The sequence below is a fragment of the Terrabacter sp. LjRoot27 genome (assembly GCF_964254175.1).
In the GTDB taxonomy this organism is placed as follows: domain Bacteria; phylum Actinomycetota; class Actinomycetes; order Actinomycetales; family Dermatophilaceae; genus Terrabacter.
The window spans coordinates 1,884,876-1,899,839 of record NZ_CAXUSS020000001.1; the positions used below are offsets into that span (position 1 = coordinate 1,884,876).

Annotated in this window: 15 protein-coding genes and 1 tRNA gene; 6 read left to right on the plus strand and 10 right to left on the minus strand. The window is 71.3% G+C overall.

Annotated features, from left to right (window positions below; translation table 11 throughout):
- Positions 1 to 134: 134 nt before the first annotated feature.
- The 5 genes from ACSQ2D_RS08785 to ACSQ2D_RS08805 form a co-directional block, all read right to left on the minus strand.
- The gene (locus ACSQ2D_RS08785; RefSeq protein WP_435985572.1) at positions 135 to 1,064 is read right to left on the minus strand and encodes an amino acid ABC transporter permease; all 930 of its coding nucleotides are present in this window, start codon (positions 1,062 to 1,064) and stop codon (positions 135 to 137) included.
- Complete coding sequence (locus ACSQ2D_RS08790) at positions 1,061 to 1,738, minus strand: amino acid ABC transporter permease (protein ID WP_435985573.1); 678 nt, start codon at positions 1,736 to 1,738, stop codon at positions 1,061 to 1,063. The genes ACSQ2D_RS08785 and ACSQ2D_RS08790 overlap by 4 nt, the downstream gene beginning before the upstream one ends.
- 87 nt (positions 1,739 to 1,825) lie before the next feature.
- Positions 1,826 to 2,659, minus strand: a complete 834-nt coding sequence (locus tag ACSQ2D_RS08795; RefSeq protein ID WP_435985574.1) for a glutamate ABC transporter substrate-binding protein — start codon at positions 2,657 to 2,659, stop codon at positions 1,826 to 1,828.
- Between the two features lie 91 nt (positions 2,660 to 2,750).
- Complete coding sequence (locus ACSQ2D_RS08800; RefSeq protein ID WP_435987838.1) at positions 2,751 to 3,479, minus strand: amino acid ABC transporter ATP-binding protein; 729 nt, start codon at positions 3,477 to 3,479, stop codon at positions 2,751 to 2,753.
- A 223-nt stretch (positions 3,480 to 3,702) separates the two neighbouring features.
- Complete coding sequence (locus tag ACSQ2D_RS08805) at positions 3,703 to 5,067, minus strand: M23 family metallopeptidase (RefSeq protein WP_435985575.1); 1,365 nt, start codon at positions 5,065 to 5,067, stop codon at positions 3,703 to 3,705.
- A gap of 338 nt (positions 5,068 to 5,405) precedes the next feature.
- On the opposite strand from ACSQ2D_RS08805, the gene ACSQ2D_RS08810 reads away from it, so the two are divergent.
- Positions 5,406 to 6,194, plus strand: coding sequence for a maleylpyruvate isomerase family mycothiol-dependent enzyme (locus ACSQ2D_RS08810; protein WP_435985576.1), 789 nt, complete (start codon positions 5,406 to 5,408; stop codon positions 6,192 to 6,194).
- 754 nt (positions 6,195 to 6,948) lie between these two features.
- On the opposite strand, the gene ACSQ2D_RS08815 is transcribed toward ACSQ2D_RS08810, so the two are convergent.
- Positions 6,949 to 7,022 (minus strand) — tRNA-Ile (locus ACSQ2D_RS08815).
- Positions 7,023 to 7,167: 145 nt separating this feature from the next.
- Here ACSQ2D_RS08815 and ACSQ2D_RS08820 point away from each other — a divergent pair.
- The 5 genes from ACSQ2D_RS08820 to ACSQ2D_RS08840 all read left to right on the plus strand — a co-directional run bounded on the left by ACSQ2D_RS08820 (position 7,168) and on the right by ACSQ2D_RS08840 (position 10,948).
- Positions 7,168 to 7,509 carry a bifunctional 3-phenylpropionate/cinnamic acid dioxygenase ferredoxin subunit gene (locus ACSQ2D_RS08820; protein WP_435985577.1) on the plus strand — a complete coding sequence of 114 codons (342 nt, stop codon included), beginning with the start codon at positions 7,168 to 7,170 and terminating at the stop codon, positions 7,507 to 7,509.
- 175 nt (positions 7,510 to 7,684) lie between these two features.
- A complete protein-coding gene (locus ACSQ2D_RS08825) occupies positions 7,685 to 8,200 on the plus strand; it encodes a DUF3145 domain-containing protein (protein ID WP_435985578.1) in 516 nt (171 codons plus the stop codon).
- 519 nt (positions 8,201 to 8,719) lie between these two features.
- Entirely contained in the window at positions 8,720 to 9,226 is a 507-nt protein-coding gene (locus ACSQ2D_RS08830) for an HNH endonuclease (RefSeq protein WP_435985579.1), read from the plus strand.
- Positions 9,223 to 9,597 (plus strand): WhiB family transcriptional regulator, encoded by a 375-nt coding sequence (locus ACSQ2D_RS08835; protein WP_435985580.1) that lies wholly within the window; start codon positions 9,223 to 9,225, stop codon positions 9,595 to 9,597. The genes ACSQ2D_RS08830 and ACSQ2D_RS08835 overlap by 4 nt, the downstream gene beginning before the upstream one ends.
- Before the next feature lie 142 nt (positions 9,598 to 9,739).
- Entirely contained in the window at positions 9,740 to 10,948 is a 1,209-nt protein-coding gene (locus tag ACSQ2D_RS08840; protein WP_435985581.1) for an RtcB family protein, read from the plus strand.
- 81 nt (positions 10,949 to 11,029) lie between these two features.
- Here ACSQ2D_RS08840 and fabF read toward each other — a convergent pair whose 3' ends face one another.
- The 4 genes from fabF to ACSQ2D_RS08860 form a co-directional block, all read right to left on the minus strand.
- Positions 11,030 to 12,280 (minus strand): beta-ketoacyl-ACP synthase II, encoded by a 1,251-nt coding sequence (gene fabF, locus ACSQ2D_RS08845; RefSeq protein ID WP_435985582.1) that lies wholly within the window; start codon positions 12,278 to 12,280, stop codon positions 11,030 to 11,032.
- Positions 12,281 to 12,422: 142 nt separating this feature from the next.
- Positions 12,423 to 12,671 (minus strand): acyl carrier protein, encoded by a 249-nt coding sequence (locus ACSQ2D_RS08850; RefSeq protein ID WP_020145270.1) that lies wholly within the window; start codon positions 12,669 to 12,671, stop codon positions 12,423 to 12,425.
- A gap of 136 nt (positions 12,672 to 12,807) precedes the next feature.
- A complete protein-coding gene (locus ACSQ2D_RS08855; protein ID WP_435985583.1) occupies positions 12,808 to 13,863 on the minus strand; it encodes a beta-ketoacyl-ACP synthase III in 1,056 nt (351 codons plus the stop codon).
- A gap of 149 nt (positions 13,864 to 14,012) precedes the next feature.
- Positions 14,013 to 14,945, minus strand: coding sequence for an ACP S-malonyltransferase (locus ACSQ2D_RS08860; protein ID WP_435985584.1), 933 nt, complete (start codon positions 14,943 to 14,945; stop codon positions 14,013 to 14,015).
- Positions 14,946 to 14,964 lie beyond the last annotated feature (19 nt).

Genomic DNA, 14,964 nt, shown 5'->3' on the forward strand with positions numbered 1-14,964 from the left:
GACACCAGTGGTGTCGGGGCCCTACTGCTGTCGGTCCCGCCGACGTCGGCCGGCACCACACCGAGACGCCGGCAGCCCCCGACGGCTGCGTCCGTCAGGGGCTGTCGACTGCTCGGGTGCTGCGACGAGGTGGTTCAGCGGCTGTTCGCGTCCCCGGTGCGGACGCCCGTGCCGGCGATGCCGACGGTGGGTGCGTCGACCGTGCCGGCGCCGACCACCCCGGTGGCCTGGGCGGCCTTGCGGGGGCCGCGGCCACGACGGTTGAGCCGGCGCTCGACGCGACCGGCGAGCACCGTGAGGCCGTAGTTGAGCAGGATGAAGATGACCGCGACGAAGATGTACGCCGGGATCGTGTTGCTGTAGGCCGTGCCGATGTCCTTCGCGGCCTGGAGCAGCTCCGGGTAGAGCACCGCGGTGCCGAGCGCGCTGTCCTTGAGGATGACGACGAGCTGGCCGACGAGGGCCGGGAGCATGGCCGTCAGGGCCTGGGGCAGCTGGATCGAGCGCAGCGTCTGGCCAGCGGTCAGGCCGATGGACAGGCCGGCCTCGGCCTGTCCCTTCGGGAGCCCGAAGACTCCCGAGCGGACGAGCTCGGCGATGACGGAGCCGTTGTAGAGGGTCAGGCCCGTGACGACCGCCGCGAGCGGGTTGATCGCGTTGGTGAAGACACCGTTGTTCGAGTAGTAGAAGTAGGTGAAGTACATCATCAGCAGCACCGGGACGGACCGGAAGAACTCGACGATGACGCCGCACACCCAGCGGACGGCACGCAGGTGCGACAGCCGGCCCATGCCGAAGACGAGACCGAAGGCGACGGCGAGCACGATGGAGATCGCCGCGGCCTTGAGCGTGTTGATCAGGCCGGGGATCAGGTAGGCGGTCCAGACGTCCGCGGTGAACAGCGAGGTCCACATCGAGGCCTCGAGCTGCCCCTGTGCGTGGAACTTCCAGATGACGAGCGCGATCGTGGCCGCGGCGAGGACGAAGCCGAAGGCGGTGAGGATCGCGTGGCGGCGCCGGGCACGGGGGCCGGGGGCGTCGAAGAGGACGGACTGTGCGCTCATCGCTTCACCGCCAGTCGCCGCGACAGCGACGTGAAGAGGATGCCGACCGGCAGCGTCAGGATGACGAAGCCGAGGGCGAAGATGAGGAAGACCGTGACGCTGGCCGTCTCGTTCTCGAAGATCTCGCTCATGAGCAGCGAGGCCTCGGCAACGCCGATGACCGACGCGACGGTGGTGTTCTTCGTCAGGGCGATGAGGACCGAGCCCAAGGGCGCGATCGCGCCGCGGAAGGCCTGGGGGAGGATGACCTCACGCAGGCTCTGGCCGAAGGTGAGCCCGATCGAGCGGGCCGCCTCGGCCTGGCCGACCGGCACGGTGTTGACGCCGCTGCGCAGCGCCTCGCAGACGAAGGCCGCGTGGTAGACGGCGAGACCGACGATCGCCCACCGGATGTTGTTGTCGACGATGGACGTCGGTGAGCTCGGGTCCGCGAGGTTGATCTGGAGGATGTAGAGCACGCCGAGCGAGCAGAAGACGAGGATCAGGGTCAACGGGGTGTTGCGCACCGTGTTGACGTAGAAGGTCCCGAGCCGCCGCAGGACCGCGACCGGGGACACGCGCATCACCGCGAGGACCGTGCCGATCACCAGCGCCCCGATGGCGGAGAAGAAGGTGAGCTTGATGGTCATCCAGAACGCGCCGAAGATCGCGTACTTCTCGAAGATGTCGAGCACTACGCCCCTTTCCGCAGGAGAGTCACACCGTCGTGGGTCGTGCGGTCACCCGTGGATGACCGCACGACCCGACGAACCGGCTGGGGGTCAGGAACAGGCAGCCGGCGTGGGCGGGTTGCCCGGGCCCGGCTTGTAGTTCGCCGGTCCGAGGTTGTCGGCGATCGCCTTGTCGAGCGAGCCGTCGCTCTGCATCTTCTTGATCGCGTCGGTGATCTTCTGGCACAGGGCGGTGTCGCCCTTCTTGAGGCCGATGCCGTAGTTCTCGGTCGAGAAGGGCTTGCCCACGACCTTGAACTTGCCCTTGTTCTCGGGCTGGGCGGCGAAGCCGGCAAGGATCGTGTCGTCCGTCGTCAGGGCGTCGACACCGCCCGTGGCGAGGGCCGGCAGGCACTCGGAGTAGCCCGAGAACTCCTGCAGCTGTACGGTCTGGGCGAACTTGTCCTTGACCTTCTGCGCCGACGTCGAGCCCTTGACCGAGCACAGCTTCTTGCCGTTGAGGCTGTCGGGGCCGGTGATCGACGTGTCGTCGGCCCGCACGAGCAGGTCCTGGCCGGCGACGAAGTAGGGGCCGGCGAAGCTGACCTTCTGCTTGCGCTCGTCGGTGATGGAGTACGTGGCGACGACGAAGTCGACCTGCCCGGTCGAGATGAGGTTCTCGCGCTGGGCGCTGGGTGCCTGCACCCAGGTGATCTTGTCCTCGGTCGTGCCGAGCTCCTTGGCGACGTACTTGGCGACGTCGACGTCCATGCCGGAGTACTCGGTGCCCTTCTTGAGGCCGAGGCCGGGCTGGTCGAACTTGATGCCGATCTTGAGGCCGTCGCCGCTGCCGGCGTCGCCTCCGCTGGTGCCGGAGCCGCACGCGGCGAGCGTGAGCGCCAACGTCGCAGCCGCCGCGACGGCTCCGATTCGTCGTGCCTTCATCTGGGTTCCTCCCTGAGTGGTTGCACGCGGCACGCGGTGCTGCGTGCCGCGCCCTGTCGCTTGGTCCAGTGGGTCGGTGGGTGGGGTCGGTTCAGTGGGTGAGGATCTTGCCGAGGAAGTCCTTGGCGCGCTCGCTCCTGGGGTTGGTGAAGAACTCCTGCGGCGTGCCGGTCTCGACGATCTGGCCGTCGGCCATGAAGACGACCCGGTCGGCGGCCTTGCGGGCGAAGCCCATCTCGTGGGTCACGACGATCATCGTCATGCCCTCCTTGGCGAGGCCGACCATGACGTCGAGGACCTCGTTGACCATCTCCGGGTCGAGGGCCGAGGTGGGCTCGTCGAAGAGCATGACCTTGGGGCCCATGGCCAGGGAGCGCGCGATGGCGACGCGCTGCTGCTGCCCGCCGGAGAGCTGCGCGGGGTACTTGTCGGCCTGGGCCTCGACGCCGACGCGCTTGAGCAGGTCGGTCGCCTGCTGGTCCGCGTCGGACTTGGACTTCTTGCGCACCTTGATCGGTCCGAGCGTCACGTTGTCGCGGATCGTCTTGTGCGCGAAGAGGTTGAAGGACTGGAAGACCATCCCGACGTCGGCGCGCAGCTGCGCGAGCGGCTTGCCCTCCTCGGGCAGGGCCTTGCCGTCGATCGAGATGGTGCCCGACTCGATGGTCTCGAGACGGTTGATGGCGCGGCACAGCGTCGACTTGCCCGAGCCGGACGGTCCGAGGACGACGACCACCTCGCCCTTGCCGACCGTGAGGTTGATGTCGCGCAGCACGTGCAGGTCGCCGAAGTGCTTGTTGACGCCCTCGATGACGACCATCAGGTCACGAGGCGTGTCCGGGGTGCGATCGCTCGGCGCCGCGGTGTCGGGGTTCACGTCGTCCATCCCGGAAACCTATCGGCTCCGGGGACCGCGGGGCACCCTCCGCGCCGAGCGTGCCCGAATCGTGAGGAGTCCCGTCCGACGACGCCCAGGCCGCGTCGGCCGGAACGGACCCGCCGAGCGCCCCCGTGCCCCGGGCAGGAGCCCGCGGACGTCCGGGTCAGGCGCCGCCCTCGGCGGCCGCCGTCGTCGAGGCGGTCGGCTCGCTCGTGGACGTGTCGCTGGCCGTCGCGACCGCGGTCGCGACCTCCGTCGCCGTCTTGAGGACCTGGGTCGCCGTGGCGGTCGCCGTGGCCGTCGGCGTGGGGTCAGCGGCCACGGGCGCGGCCGACGGCTCGCTCGACGTGCTCGGCGCCTCGGACGACGGAGCGGGCGGCGGGTCGCTCGTCGTCGTGGGCGGCGGCTCGCTCGTCGTGGTCGTCGTGCTCGGCGGCGGGTTGGTCGTCGTCGTGGTCGTCGTGGTCGTCGTCGTCGGAGCGGGCGTCGTCGGGGCCACCGTCGTGGTGGGCGAGCTCGTGGTCGTCGAGGGCGACGGCTTGGTGCTCGTCGGGCTCGACGTCGTCGTCGGGCCGGGAGCGCTCGTCGTCGTCGAGGGACGGGTCGTCGTCGGCGTGCCCGTGGACGTCGTGGGCTGCGTCGTGGACTGCGTCGGGGTCGACGTCGGCGGACGGCCGCCCGTGCTCGTCGGGGTCGGTGAGCTCTCGGTCGCCTCGGGGATCGGCACGTCGCCGTCCTCGACGGTGCGGATGACGCGACCGCCCTGGTCGAGCACGAGGTGCGGGACGACGGCATACGGCACGGAGGCCGTGGCCGACGGCGCGAAGCCGAGGTACGGGGCGGGGTCGACGTAACGGTCGTTGACGATGACGTCGAAGTGCAGGTGGCAACCGGTCGACCACCCGGTCGTGCCGCTGAGGCCGATGACCTGGCCCTGCTTGACGCGCTGGCCCTCGGTGACGAGGAACTTCGACTGGTGGCCGTAGGCCGTCTTGAGCGTCGGGCTGTGCTCGATGATGGTGCGCCCGCCCCACGACGCCGACACGCGGGCGTAGATGACGGTGCCGTCGGCGGCCGCGTGGATCGGGGTGCCGCACGCCGCGGCGAGGTCGATGCCCGTGTGGAACATCGGACGCCCGAGAAGCGGGTGGATGCGGGGGCCGAACGGCGAGGTCTCGCCACCGGCGACCGGGTGGATGAACAGCGGGCGCCCGATGATCGGTGCGGCGATGGCCTGGGCCGTGGCCGGAGCCAGGCTGATCGCCGGGAACATGAACAGGCCGCCACCGATGGCGGCGGAGAACGCCGAGTCGACCGGGGCGAGCGCGGCGGTGGGCGACGCGGCGACCGAGCCGCTCATCTCCTGGCGGGCCTGCCCGACGGCTGCCACGGCGTCCTGCACCGCGGCCGGGGACCCGGCTGCGAGGACGACCGAAGCGGTCGGGGTCTGGGGGGTGCTACCCCCGAGGAACGGCAGCAGCGCGAAGAGCAGCACCATCGTCGCGAAGGGCACAAGGCGACCGCTCATCCTGATGTTCAGGACGAACGGACCACTTCGCTCATTGGCATCTCTCACCGTCAAGCCACCCCCTCGAGGCACACGCGCTGTCACCTTCGACACTCTCCCGGCAGTCGCACCGCCGCAACCGGAAGGCCCCCACGGACGCCCCCACGTCCTGACTCACCGGTCTCCACCACCATAGGTCGACCGGTTGCGCAAGGGGCGGTTCCCGGGAAAATGCGTCGGGAATCGGTGACGAATGTGACTGATGGGGACAATGTCCGTCTCTCGTCGGGTCGGGAATCGGGGGCGTCGTCGCGAGGTTGGCGTTGGAGACCGTACCCCGCAGAGCAGATGGAGCCAGCATGACCCCGCAGGCAACCTGGATCGACGCCGTCCGCACGTCCCACGAGAGGCTCCGGGGGGTCCTCGACCGGATCGAGCCGCAGCAGTACGAGAGCAGGGCCTACCCGTCCGACTGGAGCATCGCCCAGGTGGCGTCCCACCTCGGCAGCCAGGCCGAGATCTTCGGCCTCTTCCTCGACGCCGGTCTCGCGGACGGTGTCGCCCCGGACGGCGACGCCTTCAAGGCCGTGTGGGACCGCTGGGACGCCATGGCGCCGGCCGACCAGGTCACCGGGAGCGTCGTGGCCGACGACCGCTTCGTCGCGCGGCTCGAGGAGGTCGCGTCGTCCGGTGCGCCGTTCGAGGTCGACCTCTTCGGCGGGCCGTCTGACCTCTCGGGCGTCGCCGCAGCCCGGCTCGCCGAGCACGCCGTGCACACGTGGGACGTCGAGGTGGTCCTCGACCCCGAGGCGACCGTGGGGCCCGAGGCCGTGGACCTGCTCGTGGACCGCCTGCCGGGCACCGTCGCCTTCGCCGGCCGACCGTCGACAGACGTCGGCCCGACCTCCGTGGTGGTGGGCACGCTCGGGACTGAGCGTCGCTTCCGTCTCGACGTCGACGCGGACGCGGTCCGCCTCGAGCCGGTCGACGTCGGGACGGAGTCCGGGGCGCACACCGCCGACGTCGTGCTGCCCGCGGAGTCGCTGGTCCGCCTCGTCTACGGCCGCCTCGACGCCGAGCACACTCCCGCCGACGTCGCCGGCGCCGAGCACCTGCCCGCGCTGCGGGCGGTGTTCCCCGGCTTCTGACGCGACCCGGACGCGGTGGAGCCCGCCGGTCACGAGACCGGCGGGCTCCGCCGTCCGCAGCACACGGCATACGCCATCAGCGCGCCGAGGCGGCGACCGTCAGCTCCTCGGGACCCTTCCGGAAGGCGACCCAGGCGCCACGGGATCCTGGCGTGACCACTCCGACGGGCGGAACGGTGGGCTCGGAGCCCTGCCACGACGGATCCCGTCGCGTCCCTTGCGCCAATCTTGCGGAAACCACGGCATTTGGGGGGTTTCGATCTTGCAGTCCGCACGGCACAGTGGTCGTTGTGGGGGAGGAAGCCCGACCAGGACCGTGGGGGGACGGGTCGGGGGCGTGACCGGCGGGGGAGCCGGCTGGGGGTGAGGACGGGGCGGGTTCTGCCGGGGGAGTCGGCGGGACCCGCCCCGACCGCTGTCCGGCCCACGTCGCCGTGCACGGCGTGACGATGTCGTGACTGCCGGATCTGTGCCGTTTGCACCCGGGACGCGCGGGTGCGGGTGGACACTGGGACCAGGGCCTCGCAGGCCCCTTCTCGGGAGAAGGGTCGGCGTGGCCCAGCGGACGGTGCGGCCCTCGTGGTCGACGAGCACCGGGCCCCGACTCCCACCCCCGGGGTCCGTGCTCTCCCTCAACGCCGTCCGGGCGCCGACCGGCCCGTGAGCGGGCCGCCCGGTGCAGGACTGGCCGGCGGCGGTCGCACCCCGCCGGCCAGCCCCACCGTGGCGACGGGCCGGTGCGTGCGGTGAACGGTGGGGCAGCAGGGGCTTGAACCCTGGACCGACGGATTATGAGTCCGCTGCTCTGACCGGCTGAGCTACTGCCCCGGGACCGTCGACGGCCGGGGCCGCCGAGATCGGTCGGAGTCTAGCGACCGGCCGGCAACCGTCGTGGAGGCGGGCGTGGGGGCTTGCGACCGAACCTCTAGGCTCGCCGTGACCATCGACACCGGGCACGTGAGGAACGACAAGCATGAGTGACGGCATCCGCGTGGCAGCGGTCGACGACGTCGAGCCCGGTGAGGCGCTCGTCCTCGACACCGCGGTCACGGCCACGGACGAGCCGATCTCGCTCTTCCGCGACGACGACGGCACGTACTACGCCCTCGACGACACGTGCTCGCACGAGGACGCGTCACTGGCGGACGGCTGGATCGAGGCGGGCGAGGTCGAGTGCCCGCTCCATGCCACGCGCTTCTGCCTCAGCGACGGCAAGCCGATGTGCCTGCCCGCGACGAAGCCGGTGCGCACCCACAAGGTCGAGGTGCGGGGCGACGAGGTCCTGCTGTTTCCGGGCGTGCCCGCCGGCACCTGAGAAGGGCGAAAGCCACATATCGGTTCCTGAGACTGCTGGTGCCGATGAGACTCGTGGTGCACAATGGGCGAGTGCTCGGAGTCGAGCACGCTCGTCCGGCACCACCGAGTCAGTCCACCGGCACGTGAAGCAGCAGGCGTTGGGGAAGACGTCCCTGCAACTTCAGGAGGTTCGGATGGCTGTCGCGATGCCGCGCACCACGACACGTGGGGTCCTGTTCGTACACGGAGCCCCCGCCGCGCTCTGCCCGCACATCACGTGGGCGATCGAGGCCGTCCTCGACCAGCCGGTCACGTTCGACTGGATCCCTCAGCCGGCCGCGCCCCGGATGGTGCGCACCGAGCTGGGCTGGACCGGCGCCCCCGGCACCGGGGCCGAGCTGGCCAGCGCCCTGCGCGGCTGGGACGGCCTGCGCTACGAGGTGACGGAGGAGCCGTCGCCCGGATGCGACGGGTCCCGGTGGTCCTACACGCCGCGCCTCGGCATCCACCACGCCATGACCTCGGCGTCCGGCGACGCCGTCGTGCAGGAGGACCGCCTGCGCGAGGCGATCCTGCGCACGCGCGGCGACGTCGAGGCGCTCCAGGACGAGATCGACCTGCTGCTCGGAGTCCCGTGGGACGAGGAGCTCGAGGTCTTCCGCTATGCCGGTGACGGTGCCGCCGTGCGCTGGCTGCACAAGGTGGGCTGACCACCACACCTCTCGCCCGTCGCGACCTCCAGCGCGGCGCACGAGATGACGAGGGCCCGGGCGGTTCGTGCTCCCGGGCCCTCGTCATGCGTGGCGCCGTGGACGGCCCGTGCAAAATCCTTGGCGGACAGGTGCTGTCGCCTGTCATGATCGACCGGGGCACGACGACCGCTGTGCCCCAAGACCTCTCACCGTCCGTCATCGAAAGGCCTGTCATGGCAACGGGACCCATCATGGAAGCGAAGCGCAGCCTGTGCCTCGCCGATGCGGCCTACCCGTTCCCGGGGGAGTGCGGCATCCGGCACCCCCAGCCACGGCATCCCCGCCTGCGATCTCGCTGACGCGACGAACCTCACGGTTCCGTCCGACGAGCCGCCCACCGGGATGACCCGGACGGGCGGCTCTTCTCGTGCCGCCCGTCGGCCTGACAGCAGCGCACCACGAACTGCAGCGCACCACGAGCAGCAGCGCACCACGAGACGAAGCACGAGACGACACGACGGACAGGAGGTCCCGGTCATGACACAGGTCGAGGTGTGGAACGCCGACGAGACGCTCCTGCACCGCGTGTCCGTGCGGCACGCCGTGCGGATGATCTGGCGCGGCGTCGCCACTCCCGTCGAGGTCCATGCGACGGAACGGTTCGGGCCCTACCAGGTGCCGGTCGTCGTGCGCCTCGTGCGCTACGTCGAGCAGAAGTGGCTCTACTCGCGCACCCGTGCCACCTACTCGCGTGAGGGCGTGCTGCTCCGCGACCGCCACCAGTGCGCCTACTGCGGCCGTTTCACGGCCACGACCATGGACCACGTCCTCCCGCGCTCGCGTGGCGGCGCGACGGCGTGGGCCAACGCCGTCGCGGCCTGCGAGCCGTGCAACGTCCGCAAGGGCGACCGAACCCCCGACGAGGCACGGATGCCGCTGCGCTGGGAGCCCTACGTCCCCACCCGGGCGCAGCTGCACTTCGCACGCACCACCTCATCGTCCGCAACGCACGTCACCGACCTCGGGAAGGAGCCCGCCAGATGACGAGGAACCGCACGATCACCCGCACCCAGTCCCTCGGACAGTTCGGTCTCCGACCGGCCGCCAGGAGCGCGCACGGCCTCGACGCGTGGATCTTCCGCGCGGCGTCGGAGCACCCCTTCGAGCCGGGCGGCGTCGAGCCGCTCTGCGCGGGGGAGGACCCGGACCTCTTCTGGCCGGCCACCGAGGCCGAGGCGGAGCTGGCCAGGGCGGTGTGCCGTGCATGCCCCCTGACGGAGGCCTGCCTGGCCGTGGCGCAGCAGCGCCTCGAGTGGGGCGTGTGGGGCGGGCAGCTGCTCGCCAAGGGACGCGCCACGACCGAGCTCCCGGGCAACGTGCGTCCGTCGGCGCACGACACGGCGCGCAGCGCCTGACACCGAGGACGTATGCCGGGTGGTGGGGTCCATGGGGACGCCACCACCCGGCATACCACCACGCCGACAGACCCTGTCGGCGACACGAACGTACGACCACGACGTCCGGGCGCCCGCCCGGCACCACGAAAGGATGAGGACCATGACCACCTTCCCTGTCGCGCTCCCGGGCGCGCAGGCCTCCACTCTCATGTGGGCCGACCCCGCGCAGGTCGAGCCCGCAGCCCTGGAGCAGCTGCGCACCATCAGCCGGCTGCCGTGGGTGCACGGCCTGCGCGTCATGCCGGACGTGCACCTCGGCAAGGGCGCGACGGTCGGCTCGGTCATCGCCATGCGCGACGCCGTCTCCCCGGCTGCGGTCGGCGTCGACATCGGCTGCGGCATGACCGGCGTCCGCACCAACCTCACGGCCGCCGACCTGCCCGACGACCTCGGCCCGCTGCGATCGGCCATCGAGGCCGTCCTGCCGGTGGGCTGGCACGCGCACGAGGGAACGGCCCCGGTGCTTCGACGCGAGCGCGCGCTCGCGGCACGCTTCGACAGCCTCATGGGGCGCTTCGGGGAGCTGCGCGCCCCGAGGATCGCGGACCGCCAGGGCCGGGCACTGGCGCAGTGCGGTTCGCTGGGATCGGGCAACCACTTCCAGGAGGTGTGCGAGGGCGACGACGGTCACCTGTGGCTCATGCTCCACTCCGGGTCGCGCAACATCGGCAAGGAGCTCGCGGAGCGGCACATCGCCACGGCCAGGACGCTCGAGCACAACCTCGGGCTGCCCGACCGTGACCTCGCGGTGTTCCTCGCCGACACGGACGAGATGGCGGCGTACCTCCACGACCTCTACTGGGCCCAGGAGTACGCGCTGATCAACCGCGAGGTGATGATGGCGACGACGCGCGAGGTCCTGGCGCGGCACTTCCCGCACGTCGTGTTCGACGAGCCGGTGCGCTGCCACCACAACTACGTCTCGGAGGAGACGTACGACGGGGTGGACGTCGTCGTGACCCGCAAGGGGGCGATCCGGGCAGGAGTGGGCGACCTGGGACTGATCCCGGGGTCGATGGGCACCGGGTCGTACGTCGTGCGCGGACTGGGCAACGAGGCGTCGTTCAGCTCTGCGAGCCACGGGGCGGGTCGCCGGATGTCGCGCAACGCGGCCAAGCGGCAGTTCACCGTCGAGGACCTCCGGGCGCAGACCGCCGGGGTGGAGTGCCGCAAGGACGCCGGCGTCATCGACGAGATCCCCTCTGCCTACAAGGATCTCGAGTCGGTCATCGCGGCGCAGGCGACAGGGCCGAGCCCCCTGGTCGCGGTCGTGGCGCGGCTGAGCACACTGCTCTGCGTCAAGGGCTGACAGCGAGTCACAGATAGACGGAGTGCCCACCCGACGAGCAGGTCGGGTGGGCACTCCGTCACGGCAGATGCGCCAGGCGAGTCAGATGCTGCGGATGGCCAGGGCGACGTTGTGCCCGCCGAAGCCGAACGAGTTGTTCAGGGCGGCGATGTCACCGTCGGGCAGCTTCTGGTGCTCGCCCGTGACGACGTTGAGCGGGATCTCGGGGTCCTGGTCCTCGAGGTTGATCGTCGCCGGGACGAGGCGGTGGTAGATCGACTGGATCGTGATGACCGCCTCGAGGGCCCCGGCCGCGCCGAGCAGGTGCCCGGTCATCGACTTGGTGGCCGTCACCGACATGTTCTCGGTGTGGTCGCCGAACGCCCGCTTGATGGCGTTGTACTCGGCCACGTCACCGACGGGGGTCGAGGTGGCGTGCGCGTTGATGTGGATGATGTCGGTCGGTGCCAGGTCGGCCCGCTCGACGGCATACAGCATCGCGCGGGACGCGCCGGAGCCGTTGGGCTCGGGGGCGGTGATGTGGTGCGCGTCGGCGGACATGCCGACGCTCGCGAGCTCGGCGTAGATCCGGGCGCCGCGGGCGCGGGCGTGCTCCTCCGACTCGAGGACGATGACCGCGGCGCCCTCACCGAGGACGAAGCCGTCACGGCCGGTGTCGTAGGGGCGCGAGGCCTTGGTCGGGTCGTCGTTGCGCGTCGACAGCGCCTGCATCGCGGCGAAGCCGGCGATGGGCAGCGGGTGGACGGCTGCCTCGGTGCCACCGGCCACGACGATGTCGGCCCGGCCCGTGCGGATCATGTCGATGGCGTAGCCCATGCTCTCGGCGCCCGACGCGCAGGCGCTGACCGTCGTGTGCGCCCCGGCGCGGGCGCCCAGGTCGAGCGAGACGGCCGCGGCAGGGCCGTTGGGCATGAGCATCGGGACCGCCAGCGGGTAGACGCGGCGGGGCCCCTTCTCCTTGAGGACGTCCCACTGGTCGAGGAGGGTCCACACGCCGCCGATGCCGGAGCCGATGGCGGCGCCGAGCCGCTCGGGGTCGACCTCGGGGGCGCCGGCGTCGGCCCACGCCTCACGGGCCGCGATGAGGGCGTACTGGCTCGAGGGGTCGAGACGTCGCGTCTCGACCTTGGCCAGCACGTCGACGGGCTGGGTGGCGATCGTCGCGGCGAACGTGACGGGGAGCTCGTACTTGGCGACCCAGTCGAAGTCCATGGGGCGGGCGCCGGACCGGCCGGCGAGCAGGGCCTCCCACGTCTCCGTGGCGGTACCGCCCAGGGGCGTGGTGGCTCCGAGACCGGTGACCACGACGCGTCGGTCGCGATTGGACGTCATGGTGACGTGCTCCTCTGGGTCGAGTGGGGTGGTGTCGTGCGAGGGGTGGTGGCTGTGACGGGACTGCGGTGCTGCTCGTGGGGCAGGCGCCCGTGGTGCGGCTCGGTCGGCGCCCGGTGGTGCCGGGCGCCGACCGGGTGCATCAGGACTGAGCGCCGGCGATGAACGTGACGGCGTCGCGGACGGTCTTGAGGTTCTTGACCTCGCTGTCCGGGATGCGCACGCCGAACTTCTCCTCGGCGTTGACGACGATCGTCATCATCGAGAGGGAGTCGATGTCGAGGTCCTCGGTGAAGGACTTGTCCATCTCGACGGACGCGGTGTCGAGGCCGGTCTCCTCGTTGACGATCTCGGCAAGACCCTCGAGGATCTCCTGCTCGGACTGAGCCATCTGTCTGCTCCTTGTTCGTGTTGGCGGTTCGTGCTGGCGGTGGTGCTCGGGGCTGTCATCCGCGTGGATGGCATTCCGTGGCCCGAATGACCCGTCGGGACCGGCGGGAGTGCTGGACTGCCCGTGCTGGGAGTGCTCAGGGCAGCACGACGACCTGCGCGGCATACACGAGACCGGCGCCGAAGCCGATCTGCAGGGCGAGGCCGCCGCTCGGGATCTCCTTCTCGGCGAGCATGCGGGTCGTGGCGATCGGGATCGAGGCCGCCGAGGTGTTGGCGGTGGTCACGATGTCGCGGGCCACGGGGATGTCGGCCGGCAGCTTGAGCTGCTTGACCATCGCGTCGATGATGCGGATGTTGGCCTGGTGCGGGATGAAGGCGTCGAGGTCGTCGGCCTTGATGCCGGCCTTGTCGATGGCCTGCTGCGCGACGGGGGCCATGCCCCAGACGGCCCAGCGGAAGACCGTCTGGCCGGCCATGCCGATCGCGGGCCACACGTTCTTGTCGGCCTGCGCGGACTGCCACGACTCCCGGACGTCGGTCCACGCCTGCTTCTGCGAGATGGCGTCGCGCTGCGTGCCGTCGGAGCCCCAGACGGTCGGGCCGATGCCCGGGGTGTCGCTGGGACCGATGACACAGGCGCCGGCGCCGTCGCCGAAGATGAAGGCGCTTCCGCGGTCGTAGGGGTCGGTGAAGTCGCTCAGTTTCTCGACGCCGACGACGAGGACGTAGTCGGCGGAGCCGCCCTTGACCATGTCGCTGGCCATCGCGACGCCGTAGCAGTAGCCGGCGCACGCGGCGGAGATGTCGAGGGCCGGGGCCGTCGAGCCGAGACGGGAAGCGAGCTCCGGAGCCGCGGCGGGGGTCTGGTAGGGGTGCGTGACCGTGGCGACGAGGACGAAGCCGATCTGCTCGGGCGCGATGCCGGCGTGCTCGAGGGCCTGGCGGGAGGCCGCCTCCGCCATGTCGATGACGCTCTCGTCGTCGGCGGCGAAGTGGCGGCTGATGATGCCGGACCGCTCCCGGATCCACTCGTCGCTCGAGTCGATCTTGTCGACGATCTCGGAGTTCATGACGACGCGGGCCGGGCGGTAGGCGCCCACGCCCAGGATCCGCGAGTGGCGTGCGGCGCCGTTGTCGACGAGGGTGCCGGTGCCCTTGGGCGTCGGCGCGGTGGCGCTGGGGGATGTCACGTGAGGCCTTCTCGAGGGTGAGGGTTCAGGTGGGGTCGTGGTGCGGCGCGGGGGAGGTCCTGGTCGGGCGGGGTCACCGTCGGACGGGGCCCTCTCCACGAGCGTGCCCCTGTCGGGGTCGGTGCGCCAGTCATGGGACGTCGGTGTCGTCAGGTGCTCGCGTGGGTGGCGACGAGCGCGCGGGCCGCCTCGAGGTCGTCGGGCGTCTTGACGGCGAGGGTCTCCACGCCGGGCATGGCGCGCTTGGCGAGACCGACGAGGGTGCCGGCGGGAGCGAGCTCGAGCAGCCCCGTGACGCCGAGCGCGAGCATCGTCTCCATGCAGCGGTCCCAACGCACGGGGTTGCTGACCTGGCGCACGAGCCGCTCGAGCGCGTCGGGACCGTCGGCCACGGTGGCTCCGTCGGCGTTGGACAGGAGCCGGAGGGTGGGCGCCGAGGGCGTGACGTCGGCCGCAGCGGCGGCGAGAGCGTCGACGGCGGGGGACATGTGGCGGGTGTGGAACGCGCCGGCGACCTGGAGGGGGATGACCCGCGCCTTGGCCGGCGCAGCCGCGCGGAGGGCCTCGACCTGCTCGAGGGTGCCGGCGGCGACGACCTGTCCCGCTCCGTTGATGTTGGCGGGCGTCAGGCCGTGGGTCTCGAGCGCGGCGAGGACCTCGTCGGGGTCGCCGCCGAGGACGGCGGCCATGCCGGTGGGGGTGACCGCGCTGGCCTCGGCCATCGCGCGCCCGCGGGTCGCGACGAGGGAGATGGCCTGCTCGTCCGTGACGACGCCCGCGAGGGCGGTCGCGGTGAGCTCCCCGACGGAGTGCCCGGCGAGGACGGCTCCCGTGCCGGCGAGCTCGTCGCGCGAGGGGAAGAGCGCCGAGGCCGTCACGAGCCCGGCCGCCACGATGAGCGGCTGCGCGACGGCGGTGTCCTTGATCGTCTCGGCGTCGGACTCGGTGCCGTGGGCGACGAGGTCGTGCCCGGCCGCACGGCCGAGGGCGGTCAGCTGCTCGCGCACACCGTCGAGCTCGAGCCACGGGGCGAGGAAGCCGGGGGTCTGGGAGCCCTGTCCAGGGCAGACGATCGCTAGCACGTGCTCAACCTTTCCGGGT

What these genes read in the sequence shown, in the direction of transcription:
- ACSQ2D_RS08785 (WP_435985572.1), bottom strand. Translation starts at nt 1,064, where the DNA reads ATGAGCGCACAGTCCGTCCTCTTCGACGCCCCCGGCCCCCGTGCCCGG.
- ACSQ2D_RS08795 (WP_435985574.1), bottom strand. Translation starts at nt 2,659, where the DNA reads ATGAAGGCACGACGAATCGGAGCCGTCGCGGCGGCTGCGACGTTGGCG.
- ACSQ2D_RS08800 (WP_435987838.1), bottom strand. Translation starts at nt 3,479, where the DNA reads ATGGTCGTCATCGAGGGCGTCAACAAGCACTTCGGCGACCTGCACGTG.
- ACSQ2D_RS08805 (WP_435985575.1), bottom strand. Translation starts at nt 5,067, where the DNA reads ATGAGCGGTCGCCTTGTGCCCTTCGCGACGATGGTGCTGCTCTTCGCG.
- ACSQ2D_RS08810 (WP_435985576.1), top strand. Translation starts at nt 5,406, where the DNA reads ATGACCCCGCAGGCAACCTGGATCGACGCCGTCCGCACGTCCCACGAG.
- ACSQ2D_RS08820 (WP_435985577.1), top strand. Translation starts at nt 7,168, where the DNA reads ATGAGTGACGGCATCCGCGTGGCAGCGGTCGACGACGTCGAGCCCGGT.
- ACSQ2D_RS08825 (WP_435985578.1), top strand. Translation starts at nt 7,685, where the DNA reads ATGGCTGTCGCGATGCCGCGCACCACGACACGTGGGGTCCTGTTCGTA.
- ACSQ2D_RS08830 (WP_435985579.1), top strand. Translation starts at nt 8,720, where the DNA reads ATGACACAGGTCGAGGTGTGGAACGCCGACGAGACGCTCCTGCACCGC.
- ACSQ2D_RS08835 (WP_435985580.1), top strand. Translation starts at nt 9,223, where the DNA reads ATGACGAGGAACCGCACGATCACCCGCACCCAGTCCCTCGGACAGTTC.
- ACSQ2D_RS08840 (WP_435985581.1), top strand. Translation starts at nt 9,740, where the DNA reads ATGACCACCTTCCCTGTCGCGCTCCCGGGCGCGCAGGCCTCCACTCTC.
- fabF (WP_435985582.1), bottom strand. Translation starts at nt 12,280, where the DNA reads ATGACGTCCAATCGCGACCGACGCGTCGTGGTCACCGGTCTCGGAGCC.
- ACSQ2D_RS08850 (WP_020145270.1), bottom strand. Translation starts at nt 12,671, where the DNA reads ATGGCTCAGTCCGAGCAGGAGATCCTCGAGGGTCTTGCCGAGATCGTC.